The sequence below is a fragment of the Rhizobium sp. YTU87027 genome, from assembly GCF_050644135.1.
Lineage (GTDB): Bacteria > Pseudomonadota > Alphaproteobacteria > Rhizobiales > Rhizobiaceae > Rhizobium.
This window is the reverse complement of sequence record NZ_CP098441.1, coordinates 19,314-36,033: the sequence shown is the minus strand read 5'-3', so window position 1 is coordinate 36,033 and position 16,720 is coordinate 19,314. Positions and strand designations below refer to the sequence as shown.

Below are 16,720 nucleotides of genomic sequence, written 5' to 3'. Positions count from 1 at the left end.
GCTGTCTTGGACTATCTCGTCAATCTATCGGTCCTTGAGCCGAATGCGGATCTCATAGCCAGGATGAAGGACCTTGGCGTGACGATCCGACGCCCACTCGCTCCGGAAGCCAGGCTCGTGACCAAATGGGTCGCAGATGAGTTTGGCGACGGCTGGGCGAGCGAGACGGCTGTCGCACTGACCCGCCAGCCGCCAACCTGTTTTATCGCGACCCGTGACCAACGCCTGGTCGGTTTTGCCTGCCACGAATCCATTGCGCTCAGCTTTTTCGGGCCGACCGGCGTCGAAGAAGAATCGCGTGGGCTAGGGATCGGGCATGCCCTGCTGCTTGCCAGCCTCTTCGATCTCAGGACCATGGGCTACGGATACGCCATCATTGGCGATGTCGGGCCCGCCGCCTTTTACGAGAAAGCCGTCGGCGCCATGCCGATCCCCAATTCCGCTCCTGGCATCTATGCCGGAATGCTTCGAACCTAGTCCCTGCAACGTTATCAAGAGATGATCATGTCGATACAGCGCCAATCCGCCCTGCGGCTCGAAACCTCATGGCTACCCGCTTCCGAAGAACGAGCCCAGGCATACACGCTCAGTCTGAAGAACGTCTCGTCGAAGTCGATCACCGATTTCACCCTCTGCGTCAGCGGACCGGGACGGGTGGATCCGGCGGTTCGGATCGAGGGTGGCACGATCGGTCGCCGGCTATCGAATTTTACCGAATTCCTGCCACCCGCAAATTTCGAGCTTGAGGCAGGCAAGACATGGACGTTGATCATCTCTGCTCTCAGCTGGTCGTTCCAGCATTGGACGGACGGCGCAACCGGCGCCTATGTGGCGTTCGCTGACGGCAGCACGGTGTCGCTTTCGGTCGAGCCGACCCGATCGCTCGCCAACAATGCGCCACTGAAGCGTGGCGCGGAAATCTATCCCGTACCAGCCAATCCGCCGGTGCCTGTCGCAATCGTGCCGTGGCCGAACGAGGTGTCGGTATCGGGCAAGCGTTCGGTCCCTTCGGGCTTTGCGCTCAACGCCAGCAATCCCCAGGCCATTGCCGCGGCGGCTGCCTTTACCGGCCTCGTCGAACAACTCTTTGCCGTCGAAGGGATCGTGCGTCCCGCCTCCGAAGGCGGAATGCCTGTGATGCTTGACGTGGTCGACGGCTTCGCGCCAGAGGCCTATCGCGTGTCCTTCGCCGGCGATATCGTACGCGTTTGCGCCAGCACGCAGACCGGCTTGCTCTATGGCCTGGTCACGCTTGGCCAGATCTGGCGCGGCGCGCATCTTTATCCGCACGCGTTCCGCTTCCCCGTCGCAGGCGAGATCCTCGATGAGCCATCCATGGGATGGCGGGGCCTGCATCTCGACGTCGCCCGCCAGTTCTACGGCAAGGCTGAAATCAAGAAGCTGCTCAGCATCCTCGCCTGGAACAAGGTCAACCGCTTCCATTGGCACCTCTCGGACGACGAGGCCTGGCGCGTCGAAATCGACGCCTATCCCGCCCTGACCGAAGTCGGCGCCTGGCGCGGACATGGCCTTGCCATTCCGCCACTCCTCGGCTCGGGCGCGGCACGCACCGGCGGCTATTACACCAAGGCTGCGGTGCGCGAGATCGTCGCGCACGCCAAGGCGCTCGGCATCGAGGTCGTGCCGGAGATCGACGTGCCTGGACATTGCTATGCCATGCAGCAGGCGATCCCCGAGCTTCGTGATCCGCAGGAGGTCGGAAGCTATTTTTCTGTCCAGGGCTTCCCCGACAACTGCGTGAACCCCGCGCGCGAGAAAACATATGAGGTTCTCGAAACAATCTTGCGCGAACTGATCGAGCTCTTTCCCTTCAAGACGATCCATATCGGCGCCGACGAAGTGCCCCTTGGCGCGTGGTCGGGCTCGTCGGAGGCCCTGGCGCGGTTGCGCGAGATCGGTGGAGATGCCATGGCCAGCGCCCATGCCAAGCGCCTCAACGTCATCACCAACACGCATGGCGCCGACGATATCGACGGATCCGGGGCCGCCGTTCTGCAGTCCATCTTTCTCGCAAGGATCCAGACGTTTCTCGCCGAACAGGGCTGCATTACCGGCGGATGGGAAGAAGCAGCGCACGGCAACGTCATCGACAAGACAAAGAGCTATCTCTGCGGCTGGCGCAGCGTCGAGGTCTCGGCAGCGCTTGCCGGCCAGGGCTACGAGATGGTGGTCTGCCCTGGGCAGGTCTACTACCTCGACATGGCAAACAGCCCCGACTGGGACGAGCCCGGTGCCAGCTGGGCCGGCTGGTCGGAGCCGGAAAAGCTCTACAACTTCGATCCCGTCGAAGGCTGGAGCGAAGAGCAAAAGACGAAGTTGCGCGGCATCCAGGCCTGCATCTGGTCGGAACCGATGACCGATCGCGCGGTCTTCGATCGCCTGGTATTCCCGCGGATCTCGGCGCTTGCCGAAAGCGCCTGGACGAAGCCGACCGACAAGTCCTGGGAGCGCTTCAAGGCAGTCGCCGGATTGATGCCAGTCCTTTATGCCTATCCCTGAGGCTATCGGCCGAGAGGCTTTTGAAGGACATCGAACTGCGGGTTCGTTTCCGAAAAGATCGGCAGTGCCGCGGCGCCCAAAATCGCCGTGTCCCTGCCGGTCGCCCCGATCATGATGCGGGGAAGGTTTCGCTCCTCCCCGGGATTCACCGGCGTATATAAGGGCTCCAGCTGACGAGCGAGGCGCTGCAGCAGCGATGGAGGCATCGAACCGCCAAGCACGATTGTCTGCGGATCAAAAGCCAATTCCAGAAAATCGATTGTCTGACGCATCGGTTCGGCGGCAGCCTCTGCCCAGGCGTCAATCCGACTGTTGCCTTGCTCGACAAGCGCTGCCAGAATTTCAGGATCCTGCTCTCTCGAACCACGAATCTCGAGATATCCATAGGCCGAGCCGAGTGAGACATAGCGGTCCAGACAACCACGCTTGCCGCACACGCAGGGGAGACCGTTCGGGACGACGATCATATGGCCAATCTCACCGGCATTGCTGCGGCTTCCCTTGTAGAGATGGCCGTCGAGGAACATGCCGGCGCCGATGCCCCCGCCAAGAAACAGGTAGATAAAGCTGCTTAAGCCACGGGCAACGCCGTACAGGCGCTCGCCGATCGCAGCGGCGGTGGCGTCGTTTTCGACAAGGACAGGCACGCCAACAAGCTCGGCAAGTTCTCTGGCCACCGGGAAGCCCTGCCAGCCAGGGAGCGTTACCGGGCTCAAAGATGTGACACCTTCGGCGGCATAACGCCCCGGCATCGCAATACCCACACCCAGGAGGCGGGCGCGATCGAAGCGGAAGCTGTGTTGCAGTTCATCAGCGATAGCGGCGAGGATCGGCATCGCCTCGGCCGGCGCCGGCCTGTCGACGGCCTTCTCGATCCTGGCTCGGACACTTCCCGAAAGATCGGTCAGCACGCCAACCGCATGATCCCGCTCCAGCTCCAGGCCAATGGAATAGGCGCCGTCCGGATTGATCGAGTAGGGCGTGATCGGCTGTCCACGAGCCGCCTTCTGCGGCGGTTCCGCCTTCAATAGCTCGGACCCTTCCAGCTCTTCGACGATATTCGATACTGTCTGCGTGCTGAGCGCCGTCAACCGAGCCAGTGCCGCTCGCGACAACGGCCCATTCGTTCGGATCGCCTCGATCACGACACGCCGGTTGTGCGATTTTGCCTGCTCTAGGTTGGTGCCTGAAATTGCCTTCATTGACTCGACTTGCGGGCGTTCAAACCAATCATGTGCCCTACCGCATAAGGGGTTCCGCCACGGATAGCCAGCGGTTTGCGTCGGGCATCCTCGGCGAACTGAGGGATTGCGGTGCTGAATCGACGCAGCGACATGCCGGCGACTTTCCCGGAGGTCTCGACCACAACAGGACTGTGGGTGTCGGGCCGGGTTGACAGTATGGGGGGCGCATGTCAGTTATGTAACTAACTGGTTATTTATTCTGGGAGGAAGACACAGATGGCGACGATATCGCTTGGCATGATCATGCATGGGATCACTGGCCGCATGGGCTATAACCAGCATCTGGTGCGGTCCATTCTGGCTATCCGGGAGCAGGGCGGGCTTCAGCTTTCCAACGGCGACCGCCTGATGCCCGATCCGATCCTCGTCGGCCGCAACGCCGACAAGATCGAAGCGATCGCCCGGAAACACGGCCTGACGCGCACGACCACCGATCTCGACAGTGCGCTTGCCGATCCGAGCAACAAGGTCTTCTTCGACGCCGGCTCCACGCAAATGCGCGTCTCATTGCTCAAAAAGGCAATCGAAGCGGGCAAGCATGTCTATTGCGAAAAGCCGATCTCGGAGACGCTTGAGGAGGCGCTTTCCGTGGCGACGCTCGCCGAGGAGCGCGGTGTCAAGAACGGCGTCGTTCAAGACAAGCTCTACTTGCCGGGACTGCGCAAGATCGCGCTTTTGAAGGACAGCGGCTTCTTCGGCAAGATCCTCTCGGTGCGCGGCGAATTTGGCTACTGGGTATTCGAGGGTGATTGGGGCGTGAAGGCGCAGCGCCCCTCCTGGAACTACCGCGCGGCCGACGGTGGTGGCATGATCCTCGATATGCTGCCGCACTGGCGCTACGTGCTCGACAACCTCTTCGGTGAGGTCAAGGCGGTCAGTTGCTATGCCTCCACCCATATTCCGAGCCGCGTCGACGAGAACGGAAAGACCTATCGGGCCGACGCCGACGACGCAGCCTATTCGACCTTCGAGCTTGAGGGCGGCATCGTCGCCCACATCAATTCCTCCTGGGCAGTCCGCGTGCGTCGCGACGACCTCGTGACGTTCCAAGTCGACGGCACGCACGGTTCAGCCGTTTGCGGTCTGACGAAGTGCTGGACCCAGCATCGTGTCAATACGCCAAAGCCGGTCTGGAACCCGGACCAGCCGCAGACGATCGACTTCTACAAAACCTGGGACGAGGTGCCGGAAACCCAGGTCTTCGACAACGGCTTCAAGGCGCAGTGGGAAGACTACCTGCGCTACGTCGTTGAGGACGCACCGTGGAAATTCACCCTGCGCGAGGGCGCCAAGGGCGTTCAGCTTGCCGAACTGGCCCAAAAGAGCTGGAAGGAGCGCCGCTGGGTGGATGTTCCCTCGCTCGCCGACACCTCCGTTCGCAAGGTTGCCTGACGACCATGACCGCGACACTTCGTCTCCCCGTTTCCGGCGGCGCCCTGCAGGACTACACCGTTACCAACACACCGCTTGCCGCACCGGAACACCCGGCCGGCGGGCACGCCTTCAACCGCGTGGCCTTTGCAGCCGCGCACGTGGTGGTCGATCCGTTGGCCGACAACGATCCCTGGCTCGATCGCAACATCGATTGGGAGCGCACTGTCGCGTTCCGCGAATACCTTTGGGACCTCGGCCTCGGCGTCGCCGAGGCGATGGACACTGCCCAGCGCGGCATGGGACTTGACTGGACGGGCGCCAAGGAACTGATCGCCAATGTCCAATCGGCTGCGCGCAAACGCCCTGATGCACTGATCGCCTACGGCGCCGGCACCGACCATCTGTCCCCCGGCCCTGATATCAGCATCGATGACGTGATCCGCGCCTATGAGGAGCAGGTCGCCTATGTCGAAGGGCAGGGGGGCCGGATCATCCTCATGGCAAGCCGGGCTCTTGCCGCAGCCGCCAAGAGCCCCGAGGATTACGTGCATGTCTATGACCGCATCCTGCGGCAGGTTCGCCAGCCGGTGATCATTCATTGGTTGGGCGACATGTTCGATCCTGCGCTCGCGGGCTACTGGGGTTCGGGCAATGACATGCAGGCCATGGAAACGGCAGTCGCGATTATCAACGATCACGCAAGCAAGGTGGACGGCGTGAAGATTTCTCTGCTGTCGGCGGAAAAGGAGATCGTCATGCGCCGCGAGCTTGATCCGGCCGTCAAGATGTATACCGGCGACGACTTCAACTACGCGGAGCTTATTGCCGGGGACGAACAAGGCTACTCGCATGCCCTCCTCGGCATTTTCGACGCCATCGCCCCTGCGGCGAGCGCTGCCTTACAGAAGCTCGCCGCAAATGATCTCACTGGGTTTCACAATATCCTGGCGCCGACCGTGCCGCTGTCTCGACATATCTTCAAGGCGCCGACCCGGTTCTATAAGACCGGGGTCGTCTTCCTGGCCTATCTCAACGGCTTCCAGGATCACTTCCAGATGCTCGGCGGCCAGCAGAGTGCGCGCTCGATCACGCACCTTGCGGAACTGTTCCGCCTTGCCGACCAGGCCCGCGTCCTGCGCGACCCGGATCTCGCCACCGAACGAATGAAAACAATCCTCGCCACGGCAGGGATCTGAAACACCACGGCATCCGCCTCGCATCGACGAGGTGAGGGAGGACAGCGCATGGCAGTCGACGGCCTTTCGATCAATCTGGCGACAGTTCGAGAACAGTACAATATGAAGCAGGCCGTCGAAGCGTGCCTCAAGCAGGATGTCGTAGCGATCGCTCCGTGGCGTGATCAGGTTCATGCCATCGGGCTTTCGGAAGCGGCCCGTATCGTCGCCGACAACAGATTGCAGGTGACCGGCCTTTGCCGCGGCGGCATGTTCCCGGCCGCTGATGCTGCGGCACGGGCCGCCGCCATCGACGACAACAGGAAAGCCATTGACGAAGCTGCGGCTCTCAACGCCGACTGCCTCGTCCTTGTCGTCGGTGGCCTGCCCGCGGGATCCCGGGATATTGCGCATGCGCGCGAAATGGTTGCCGATGGGATCGCCGCAATCCTCCCGCACGCGCGCGCCGCCGGCATACCGCTAGCCATCGAACCGCTGCATCCGATGTATGCCGCAGACCGCGCTTGCGTGAACACGCTCGAGCAGGCACTCGACATCTGCGACCTGCTTGGCGACGGCGTTGGCGTCGCCATCGACGTCTACCATGTCTGGTGGGATCCGAAACTTCAGCAGCAGATCGCGCGCGCCGGGGCGTCTGGCCGCATCCTCGCACACCACATCTGCGACTGGCTGGTTCCGACAACGGATCTTCTGCTCGACCGCGGAATGATGGGAGACGGCGTCATAGACCTCAAGGCAATCAGGCGCGCAATCGAAATGGCGGGCTACGGAGGCCCCCAGGAAGTGGAGATCTTTTCGGCCGGAAACTGGTGGAAACGGCCTGGCGAAAAGGTGCTTTCGACCTGTATCGATCGCTTCCGAAGCGTCTGCTGACGACGATGCACCGTGCCGTCTAAATCTTTGGCCAAACACGCATTTTTTTTCTTACGGCAGCCAATTAAGCATTCTCTTCCGCTAGGTCTTATTGCCTGAGGGGCGACATAAGCTGGAAAATGCCCTCAAAGGAGCCTTGTGGAGGAGGCATCGTGGCCATGATCGGGCGCATTTGCCTCCTGCGAGCCCGCGCCTATGTCCTGAATGCACTGATAGAATCACGGACGACAGGGTGATTTGTCAACCGCAATCGACCGGCTACCTGCGAAATCAAAAGGCCGGCGAGGCCCTAGCATGGCGGACTTCCGACCAAACTGACGCCCCTTCGACGGCGCCACAGGGTGGACGCCTAGCTGAATGTTCCCCGCGGGGAACTCTACCGAGCGGCAAGAAGGCAGCGCTTCGCCTGCCCGGCAATAGGGGTGGCGCAAGCCTTTCTGACGCCGGACGCAACCAACGGCACGAGCACCGCACCCTACCTTGTCGCTCACCGATGCACTCTGCGAGCCGGCGCGGCATTTCCGCCGTCACACTTGATCATCAACAGCAGCACAAGTCTCTTCCTCTGCGGAGACGAACGAAATACCCGGCCATCATCCGTGAGCGGTTCTGCAGAAAAGGCGCCGGTCTAACTGTTCCCCGCGGGGAACTCTGTCCGACTGGACAAAGGCAGCGCCCCGCCTCGCCCAGCAATACTGGCTGCAAGCCTATCCGACTCCGGGCCCTGCCAACGGCGAGAGCAAAGCCGTCCTACCCTGCTGCCTCGCCAATGCGGCCAGGCGAACCACTGCCGCGCCCCCCGCCGTCAACCTCGCCGGCCTACCCGGCGCGCCCTTCTGTCTTCGCCACCAGACAAGCAAGAGGCCTCCCTGAAGTTCTCCGTGATCAGTCAGCCCAACTGTATTGCGAGATAGCTGATCTCCTTCATGTGCCCAGGACACAGGGCAACCAAGCGTCGGTCGGACCGGCGTACGCGCGCCCACGCCGACAGACGCAAGCTGAGATCATCGCGAAACAACCTCCGAAAAGCCCGCGACAGCCTCAAACAAATGCGTGAAAACCGGCCGCACAGTCGACCTCCGCGAACAACGAGATGTTTTTCGCTGCCTCGCGGAGAGAGCCCACCGACTGCGTCGGCATATCCCCCAAGGCGGACACTTATGCCAGCGACCAGGAGATCTGCCCCGACATCCCGCAGTCCCCTCGGGCGTGCCCGCCAGAGATCGCCCTCAACACCGGCTCGGGATATATTTCGTGGCGATAGCGGCGCAAAATGACGCCTCTACCGGGTCGGTCCGTAGATCCCGCGAGCGGGCGCCTTCGTTCACCCACGGCGAGACACAAAACCCGCGAATTCCTTCCGCGCGGTCTGGATCAGATCGGTCGGGGCAACCAAAAAGAGCCGAACACACTTCCTCGGCTTGCACCCGGCGAACGCTTCGCCAGCGCTCATGCCCCAGTGGCGACAGGAACCGAATTGAATTTCTGCGCCGGGTTCCGTATCCGGAAGGCCGCTTCGGACACCGCGGCCAACGCGATGCTGGACAGTCAAATCGGCCACACAGGACACCTGCAATTCCCGGCGAGACGATTGCAACTGCTTCCCAACGCCACCAGCATCCGCAACGATCCCGCCAGCCGCATAGCCTGGCTCCTACCGATTCCCCCCAATTCCGAACTCGTCGGACGGATGCCGGTGACAAATCCACAGCCACGCATAAGAGGCACCTCGACAGCGTCGGGCGCAGGAACTATTTCTAAAATATGACTATTCATAACGACGACACCATAGCTGGCCGCATAAGTCGCGCGCTCGCAGAGCGCATTGTGACCGGTGCCTTGCCACCAGGCTCGAAGCTGAAGCAGGATCACATAGCAGAGGAGTTCGGGTCGTCGCACGTCCCCGTGCGCGAAGCTCTGCGCCGCCTGGAAGCGCAGGGTCTTGCCGTCAGCGAACCGCGCCGCGGCGTTCGTGTTGCCTCCTTCGATTTGAAGGAGGTGCAGGAGGTTGCGAAGATGCGCGCCGCGCTCGAAGGGCTGGCATTGCGCCACTCGGCCGAGCACCTTACGCCATCACGTCTTGATCAGGCCGAGCAGGCGACGATCGACGGTGACAATGCGCGCGACGTTCGCACCTGGGAAGAGGCCAATCGCAGGTTCCATACGCTCATTCTTGAACCCTGCGGCATGCCGCGCTTGCTCTCCGTCATCGACGACCTCCATGCAGCAAGCGCCCGATTTCTATTCGCCACCTGGCTGACCGACTGGGAGCCGCGGGTCGATAGCGACCATCGCACCATTCTCACATTTCTTCGTTCCGGCAAGGTCGAAAATGCCGTGACCGCGCTGGAGCGGCACGTGCAATGGATCGGAGGGCCGCCGCGGCGACTGCAGCACGCCGCGCGTGAGCGGTTTGCAATCGTCGGCTAGTGCCGACAATCGGAAAGCGCGGCGTGGTTTACACTACGTCGAATGGTGTCGCTCGTCTGCGACGCCTGAACTGAACGAGCCCGGCGCCCCTTGCCGCGAGCCGCGGCATACGTGCTCCTAGCAGGCGCGCCTGTTGCAAGCTGTGACAATAACGTGGATTCCGACGTCCTCATGATGCAGGCTGAAGGCCTGCTTCGCGACCAACTCCACCGTCAGCGACGAGCCAGAAAAAGGCGCTTGCCTACTATTGTTTTAGCCGATTATAGATAAAATTATCTTCTATCTACGAATCGAAGCTTCATGACGAGAGGATTTTGAACTGATGCCGTCCACTTCAGCCCATTCGACGCAGGAAATCCAGGGTAGCAGCGCCTTTGCAGGCGTCACAACCCAATCGGAAGCCACGATTATCTATAATTTGCCTTTCGGCGACCTCCTCTATCGCGCTCACGGCATTCATCGCGCCAATTTCGATCCGAACGCGGTGCAGATGAGCCGCCTTCTGTCGGTCAAAACCGGCGGATGCGCCGAGGACTGTGGCTATTGCAGCCAGTCGGCCCACTACCCGACCGGGCTCAAGGCCTCGAAACTGATGGAAGTCGAGCGCGTTCTCGCCGAAGCACGAAAGGCCAAAGAAGGCGGCGCCACACGATATTGCATGGGTGCCGCCTGGCGCAGCCCCAAGGATCGCGACATGGACGCGATCGTCGCGATGGTCGAGGGCGTCCGGGCGCTCGGGATGGAGACCTGCATGACGCTTGGGATGCTGACCCCACAGCAATCGGCAAGGCTCGCCGACGCCGGCCTCGACTACTACAATCACAACATCGATACCTCGGAGCGCTTCTACAGCGAGATCATCACGACCCGCAGCTTTGCGGATCGGTTGGAGACCCTTGCCAATGTACGTGAAGCGGGCATCAAGGTTTGCGCCGGCGGCATTCTCGGCATGGGCGAGACGGCGGAAGATCGCATCTCGATGCTTGTCACGCTTGCAAACCTGCCGACGCCGCCCGAGAGCGTGCCGATCAATATGCTGATCCCGATCCCTGGCTCGAGGCTCGCCAATGCCCAGCCGATCGATCCGATCGATTTCGTACGGACCGTCGCACTGGCACGCGTTCTGATGCCGACGTCCTATGTCCGGCTATCCGCAGGTCGCACGGATATGTCGGACGAGACCCAGGCGCTCTGTTTCTTTGCCGGCGCCAACTCCATCTTCGTGGGCGAGACTCTCCTCACAGCCGACAATCCCGGCGAGGATCAGGATGCGGCACTCTTTCGTCGTCTCGGGCTGAAGGCGGAGCAGCTGGAGCGGGCGGAATGACCGCCGCGAGCCTTGCGGTCTATGAGCACAAGCTCGCTGGTCTTGATCGCAAGGGGAGGAGCCGAAGCCTCGTTGCCGTATCCGGCGCCGATTTCACCTCGAACGACTATCTGGGCCTCGCCCATTCAATGCGGCTCAAGGACGCGCTTCGCGACGCAATCGATCGCGGCGTGCCAGTCGGGGCTGGTGGCTCGCGCCTGCTTCGCGGCAATCATCCCGAGCATGAGACGCTGGAGCGGGAGGCCGCCGCCTATTTCGGAGCGGCGCGTGCTCTCTACTTCGGCAGCGGCTATGCGGCCAATGTAGCGCTGTTTTCGACACTGCCGCAGCGCGACGACATCATCGTCTATGACGCGTTGATCCATGCGAGCGCCCATGAGGGGATCTCGACAAGCCGCGCACCGTCGGTCGCGGCCGCACACAACGATGTGGACGCAGTCGCCGATGCGATCGGCAGATGGCGCCGTGCCGGGGGCACCGGTCGACCGTGGATCGCGGTCGAAAGCCTCTACTCCATGGACGGCGATTGCGCCCCGCTCCGTGAACTGATGGACGTTGCTACACGGCATGATGGCTTCCTCGTCATTGACGAGGCGCACGCAACGGGTGTCTTCGGCCAGGGTGGCCGCGGCCTCTCGGAGGCTGTCGGTCATCCGGAAAACTGCATTACCCTGCATACCTGCGGCAAGGCGCTCGGTGGATCAGGTGCGCTTATCCTCGGACCGGCAATCATCTGCGATTTCCTCATCAACCGCGCCCGGAATTTCATCTATTCGACAGCACCATCCCCACTCATGGCTGCGACGGTGCGAGAGGCGCTGAGGGTCCTAGCCGATGAGCCGGAGCGCCGCGACAGGCTTGCCAAACTTGTATCTTTCGCCGGTCGCACGATGGAAACGGCAACGGGGATGCAGGCGAGCAGATCGCAGATTCTGCCGGTTGTGATCGGCGACAATCGTCGCGCGGTGCTCATCGCTGAGCGCTTGCGCAGCGAGGGCTTCGACGTCAGGCCGATCCGGCCTCCCACCGTGCCCGAAGGTACGGCGCGGTTGCGCATCTCGATCACCCTGAATGTCGATGAAGCAACTGTCTCGCAAGTGTTCGAAAGGCTCGCCGAGATCCTGCGGGAGGAGCGGCAATGACGCAGCGCTTCGTCGTCACCGGCACCGACACGGGTATCGGCAAGACGGTCTTTTCCGCCGCTTTGACATCCGCGCTCGGGGCATACTACTGGAAACCTGTGCAGGCAGGGCTGGACGAGGAGACGGATGCTGAAACGGTAAGCCGATTGGGCAGGGTATCGCCCGACCGCATTGTCCCCGAGGCCTACCGGCTGAGAACGCCCGCATCCCCGCACCACGCGGCGGCGCTCGACGACGTGACGATAGATCCGGACGCACTTGCGCTACCCTCGCTTCCCGACTCGCTCGTCATTGAGGGCGCGGGCGGCGTTCTCGTCCCGCTGACATCAAAGATCCTTTTTGCTGACGTTTTCGCCCAGTGGCAGGCACCGGTCGTCCTGTGCGCAAGAACCACTCTCGGCACCATCAATCATACCCTGATGTCGGTGGAAGCACTGCAGCGACGTTCGGTTCCAATCTTCGGCATTGCCTTTGTCGGTGAACACAACGCCGAAACGCAGAAGATCATCGTCCACATGAGCGGAGCACGCTCGCTGGGGCGCCTGGAGCCAACCGACCCGCTCAGCCACGAAACGCTCATGGCGGCCTTTCATCGCGGCTTCGAGGTCGCGATGTTCCGGAGCATGCAGTCATGACCCGCTCCCCGGTATGGCATCCGTTCACGCAGCATGCCCTTGTGCCGACGATGAAGAAGGTCGTGGCCAGCGAAGGCGCCTATCTCATCGACGAAGACGGCAACCGCATTCTCGACGCGATCTCCTCATGGTGGGTGGTCACCCACGGCCATCGGCATCCGGCGATCATGGAGACTATCCGCACGGCAACAGAGTGCTACGACCAAATCATCTTTGCCGAATACACTCACGCCCCGGCGGAGGATCTTGCCCGTGGGCTAATCGCTGTAAGTCCGGCCGGGCTCGAGCACGTCTTTTATTCCGACAGCGGCTCGACGGCCGTCGAAGTCGCATTGAAAATGGCGCTCGGTTTCTTTCACAACAAGGGGCGACAGCGCGACCGGATCGTCGTCATGGAGCACGGCTATCATGGTGACACGATCGGCACCATGTCCGTCGGCGAAAGGGGCGTCTTCAACGCCGCCTATGAGCCCTTGCTGTTTGGCGTCGATCGGATTGCCTTTCCAGAACCCGGCAGAGCGCAGAACACGGTTGATGCCTTCGAACTTGCCTGCCGCTCCGGCCGCATTGCTGCACTGTTGATCGAGCCGCTCGTGCTTGGCGCCGGTGGCATGAAGATGTTCGAGCCCTCGCTGCTTGGCGAACTCAGCAGGATCGCACGCTCCCACGACGTGCTCCTCATCGCGGATGAGGTGATGACCGGCTGGGGCAGGACGGGCACTCTTTTTGCATCCGAACAGGCGGGAATCTGTCCAGACATCCTCTGCACGTCGAAGGGATTGACTGGCGGCGCTTTGCCACTTGCCGCGACACTTTGCACAAGCGAGATCTTTGATGCGCATCTTTCGACCGACCGCCGCAAGACCTTCTTCCATTCGAGTTCCTATACCGCCAATCCGATCGCCTGCGCGGCTGCCGTCGCGAACTTGACGATCTGGTCGGAAGAGCCGGTTCAGGCACGCGTCGATCGCCTCGCTACCCTGCAAGCAAAGGGGCTCGCTCGCTTTGCGCAAGATCGGCGCTTCAGGAACGTGCGCCAGTCCGGAACCATTGCCGCTTTGGATTTGGCTGCTCCCTCGGACGGATATTTAGCCGACATAGGACCGCGGTTGCGCGCCTTTTTCCGCGAGCGTCAGCTCCTTATTCGCCCGCTTGGAAACGTCATCTATCTGATGCCACCCTATTGCGTATCGGAAGCCGAGATCGACCGCCTGTATGATGCGATCGACGAAGCGGCAAGTATCCTGATCGGAATTCCAGCATGACGAACGTCCGCTCCGCGCGCATGGCAGGGTTCGGGCACAGTGTCCCGGGCCGTTGCGTCGAAAACGTCGAAATTGAACAATCGCTCGGTCTCGAGGCCGGCTGGATCGAGCGCCGCACCGGCATTCGCACGCGCTACTGGGCGAAAGAGGACGACACCCTGAGCGGCCTTGCCGCTGAAGCAGGAGCCATGGCGCTCGACAATGCCGGGATCGGCCGTTCTGAGATCGGCTTGACGCTGCTGGCAACCTCCACACCGGATCACCTGCTGCCACCGACAGCGCCGCTTGTGGCGCACAGGCTCGGACTTGAGCACTCCGGCGCGATCGACCTTGCCGGCGCCTGCTCCGGGTTCTTGTACGCACTGACACTCGCAGACGCCTTCGTGCGCGCACAGGGCAGGGCCGTCCTTATCATCGCCGCCAATATTCTCAGCCGTCGCATCAATCCTGCGGAACGAGCCAGTTGCGTGCTGTTTGCCGATGCGGCGGGCGCCGTCGTGCTGTCGCCCTCCAGCGATCCGGCCATCGGTGTCCTCGGCACCGACCTGTGCTCCGAAGGCAGCGGCTATGACCTGATCTCGATTGCCGCCGGCGGCAGCAACAAGCCCTTCGCACCGGAGCGCGCAGCTGCCGAATATCTGATGACGATGCGAGATGGACGCGAGGTGTTTTCGCGGGCAGTCGAGATGATGAGCACCGCCTCGCAAAGGGCGCTCGATAGGGCGGCCGTTCAGGCCCGGGCAATTACCCGGTTCGTGCCTCACCAGGCCAATGTGCGAATCTTCCAGGCGGTCGCAACCAACCTTGGCATCGAAGCCGAACGGACCGTCTGCTCGCTTGACCGGTTTGGGAACTCTTCGGCCGCAACGATCCCGCTCTCCTTGTCCCTGGACATCGCTAAACAGCCTCTTCGGGACGGTGAGACCCTCCTTCTTTCTGCCGCTGGCGCCGGACTTACCGGTGCAGCCGTCGTCTATCGCGCCTAGGTCTTCAGCAAAGACGGCGCGACGGACTTAAAGACGCTAGCGATTGATGCGCGTCGACAGGATGATCGACGAGAGCGTTTTTTCCACGCCATCGATATCGCCGATTTTGTCGATGACCATGTCGAGCTCGCTGATCGATGCCGCCGCGACGATTGCGATCATGTCAAAGCTGCCGCTCACCGAATGAACGGACCGGACATGGGCGATCGACTGCAGCTCCTGTGTGACGCGCCCGAGCGCCTTGGCCGCCAGGGTGATGAGCACATGCGCCTTTATCTGGCCGCTCTCGAAGTCGTCCGATAGGCGCACCCCGTAGCCCGCAATCACGCCGTCCCGTTCCAGGCGCTCGATTTTCGCCTGCACCGTGGTGCGCGACAAGCCAAGCCTGCGCGCCAGCATCGCGGTTGGCATACGGGCGTTCTCGCTGAGAATCGACAGAAGTTGCCGATCCTTGTCATTCATCGTCATATTGAGCATCCACGACGGCGATATGTCAAAAATATCTAGTCGATTTTATCATTCTCGCGCTGTGAATCAACCGAACCGACGGGAATAAAGAAGGCATAAAGATTTCTCGATCCAACAGAGGGAACGCATATGAAAAACATCGTTGTCATCGGCGCCGGCAAGATCGGCTCGACGATTGCCCGTCTTCTCATCCATTCCGGCGACTACCACGTCACGTTGGCCGATCGCAGCAGGCAGCAGCTGGATCACATGGAGACCAATTCCGCCCTCAGCCTTGCGGAAGTCGACATTGCCGACCACGCTTCGCTGGTCAAACTCCTCTCCGGCAAGTTTGCCGTCCTGAGTGCCGCCCCGTTCCATCTGACGATTGCGATCGCCGAGGCTGCGGCCGAGGCTGGCGTCCACTACCTCGACCTGACCGAAGACGTCGAATCCACGCGCCGGGTCAAGGCGATCGCCGCCAGCGCATCAACCGCCTTCATCCCCCAGTGTGGCCTGGCTCCAGGCTTCATCTCGATTGTCGCAAACGATCTTGCCAGCCGCTTCGACACGCTCGACAGCGTCCGCATGCGCGTTGGTGCGCTACCGCAGTATCCCTCGAACGCCTTGAACTACAATCTGACCTGGAGCACCGATGGCGTTATCAACGAATACATCGAGCCCTGCGAGGCCATCGTCGACGGACAGCTGATCGAAGTTCCGGCACTGGAAGAGCGGGAGGAATTTTCCCTTGATGGCGTGACCTACGAGGCCTTCAACACATCCGGCGGTCTCGGCACCCTGTGCGAAACGTTGAAGGGCAAGGTGCGGACGCTGAACTACCGCACCATCCGCTATCCCGGTCACGCGGCCATCATGAAGGCACTGCTCAGCGATCTCGGTCTGCGCCACCGCCGCGAAGTGCTGAAGGATATTCTGGAGCACGCGCTGCCCTCGACGATGCAGGATGTCGTGATCATCTTCGTGACGGTTTCGGGCTGGAAGAATGGTCGACTTGTGCAGGAGACCTATGCCAACAAGGTTTACAGCGCTGTGGTTGCCGGCCGCATGATGAGCGCCATCCAGATCACCACCGCATCGAGCATTTGCGCCGTGCTTGACATGCTGGCCAAGCAAGAGCTGCCGACGAAGGGCTTCGTACGACAGGAAGACATTGGTCTCGACGCGTTCCTCGACAGTCGCTTTGGCCACTACTATGCGCAAAAGGCCTACGGCGAAAAGATCGCCGGCTAAGTCCAGCGTAACTCGAGCCGTCAACAA

The 16,720-nt window shown here is 61.6% G+C and carries 14 protein-coding genes; 12 read left to right on the top strand and 2 right to left on the bottom strand.

Going from position 1 to position 16,720, the window contains the following annotated elements; genetic code table 11:
• The first annotated feature begins 6 nt into the window (after positions 1-6).
• Both NBG89_RS18935 and NBG89_RS18930 read left to right on the top strand, forming a co-directional pair.
• Complete coding sequence (locus NBG89_RS18935; protein WP_431323685.1) at positions 7-477, top strand: GNAT family N-acetyltransferase; 471 nt, start codon at positions 7-9, stop codon at positions 475-477.
• A gap of 21 nt (positions 478-498) precedes the next feature.
• The gene (locus tag NBG89_RS18930; protein ID WP_431323684.1) at positions 499-2,520 is read left to right on the top strand and encodes a beta-N-acetylhexosaminidase; all 2,022 of its coding nucleotides are present in this window, start codon (positions 499-501) and stop codon (positions 2,518-2,520) included.
• A gap of 2 nt (positions 2,521-2,522) precedes the next feature.
• Here NBG89_RS18930 and NBG89_RS18925 read toward each other — a convergent pair whose 3' ends face one another.
• Complete coding sequence (locus NBG89_RS18925; protein ID WP_431323683.1) at positions 2,523-3,722, bottom strand: ROK family transcriptional regulator; 1,200 nt, start codon at positions 3,720-3,722, stop codon at positions 2,523-2,525.
• A 258-nt stretch (positions 3,723-3,980) separates the two neighbouring features.
• Between NBG89_RS18925 and NBG89_RS18920 the strand changes: the two genes are divergently transcribed.
• From NBG89_RS18920 to NBG89_RS18880, 9 genes are all read left to right on the top strand, one after another.
• The gene (locus NBG89_RS18920) at positions 3,981-5,156 is read left to right on the top strand and encodes a Gfo/Idh/MocA family protein (protein WP_431323682.1); all 1,176 of its coding nucleotides are present in this window, start codon (positions 3,981-3,983) and stop codon (positions 5,154-5,156) included.
• Between the two features lie 5 nt (positions 5,157-5,161).
• Positions 5,162-6,334, top strand: coding sequence for a dihydrodipicolinate synthase family protein (locus NBG89_RS18915; RefSeq protein WP_431323681.1), 1,173 nt, complete (start codon positions 5,162-5,164; stop codon positions 6,332-6,334).
• Between the two features lie 48 nt (positions 6,335-6,382).
• Positions 6,383-7,207, top strand: coding sequence for a sugar phosphate isomerase/epimerase family protein (locus tag NBG89_RS18910; protein ID WP_431323680.1), 825 nt, complete (start codon positions 6,383-6,385; stop codon positions 7,205-7,207).
• Positions 7,208-8,971: 1,764 nt separating this feature from the next.
• On the top strand, positions 8,972-9,637 hold the full coding sequence (locus NBG89_RS18905; RefSeq protein ID WP_431323679.1) for a GntR family transcriptional regulator: 666 nt from the start codon (positions 8,972-8,974) through the stop codon (positions 9,635-9,637).
• A gap of 322 nt (positions 9,638-9,959) precedes the next feature.
• Positions 9,960-10,964 carry a biotin synthase BioB gene (gene bioB / locus NBG89_RS18900; RefSeq protein WP_431323678.1) on the top strand — a complete coding sequence of 335 codons (1,005 nt, stop codon included), beginning with the start codon at positions 9,960-9,962 and terminating at the stop codon, positions 10,962-10,964.
• Entirely contained in the window at positions 10,961-12,106 is a 1,146-nt protein-coding gene (locus NBG89_RS18895) for an 8-amino-7-oxononanoate synthase (RefSeq protein ID WP_431323677.1), read from the top strand. Before bioB ends, NBG89_RS18895 begins: the two co-directional genes overlap by 4 nt.
• Positions 12,103-12,741, top strand: coding sequence for a dethiobiotin synthase (gene bioD, locus NBG89_RS18890; RefSeq protein WP_431323676.1), 639 nt, complete (start codon positions 12,103-12,105; stop codon positions 12,739-12,741). Before NBG89_RS18895 ends, bioD begins: the two co-directional genes overlap by 4 nt.
• Complete coding sequence (locus NBG89_RS18885) at positions 12,738-14,006, top strand: adenosylmethionine--8-amino-7-oxononanoate transaminase (RefSeq protein WP_431323675.1); 1,269 nt, start codon at positions 12,738-12,740, stop codon at positions 14,004-14,006. Before bioD ends, NBG89_RS18885 begins: the two co-directional genes overlap by 4 nt.
• Positions 14,003-14,992 carry a beta-ketoacyl-ACP synthase III gene (locus NBG89_RS18880; RefSeq protein WP_431323674.1) on the top strand — a complete coding sequence of 330 codons (990 nt, stop codon included), beginning with the start codon at positions 14,003-14,005 and terminating at the stop codon, positions 14,990-14,992. Before NBG89_RS18885 ends, NBG89_RS18880 begins: the two co-directional genes overlap by 4 nt.
• 36 nt (positions 14,993-15,028) lie before the next feature.
• On the opposite strand, the gene NBG89_RS18875 is transcribed toward NBG89_RS18880, so the two are convergent.
• A complete protein-coding gene (locus NBG89_RS18875; RefSeq protein WP_088691702.1) occupies positions 15,029-15,460 on the bottom strand; it encodes an Lrp/AsnC family transcriptional regulator in 432 nt (143 codons plus the stop codon).
• A 129-nt stretch (positions 15,461-15,589) separates the two neighbouring features.
• Between NBG89_RS18875 and NBG89_RS18870 the strand changes: the two genes are divergently transcribed.
• Positions 15,590-16,693: a saccharopine dehydrogenase C-terminal domain-containing protein gene (locus NBG89_RS18870; RefSeq protein WP_431323673.1), complete on the top strand. Its 1,104-nt coding sequence runs from the start codon at positions 15,590-15,592 to the stop codon at positions 16,691-16,693.
• Positions 16,694-16,720: the final 27 nt, after the last annotated feature.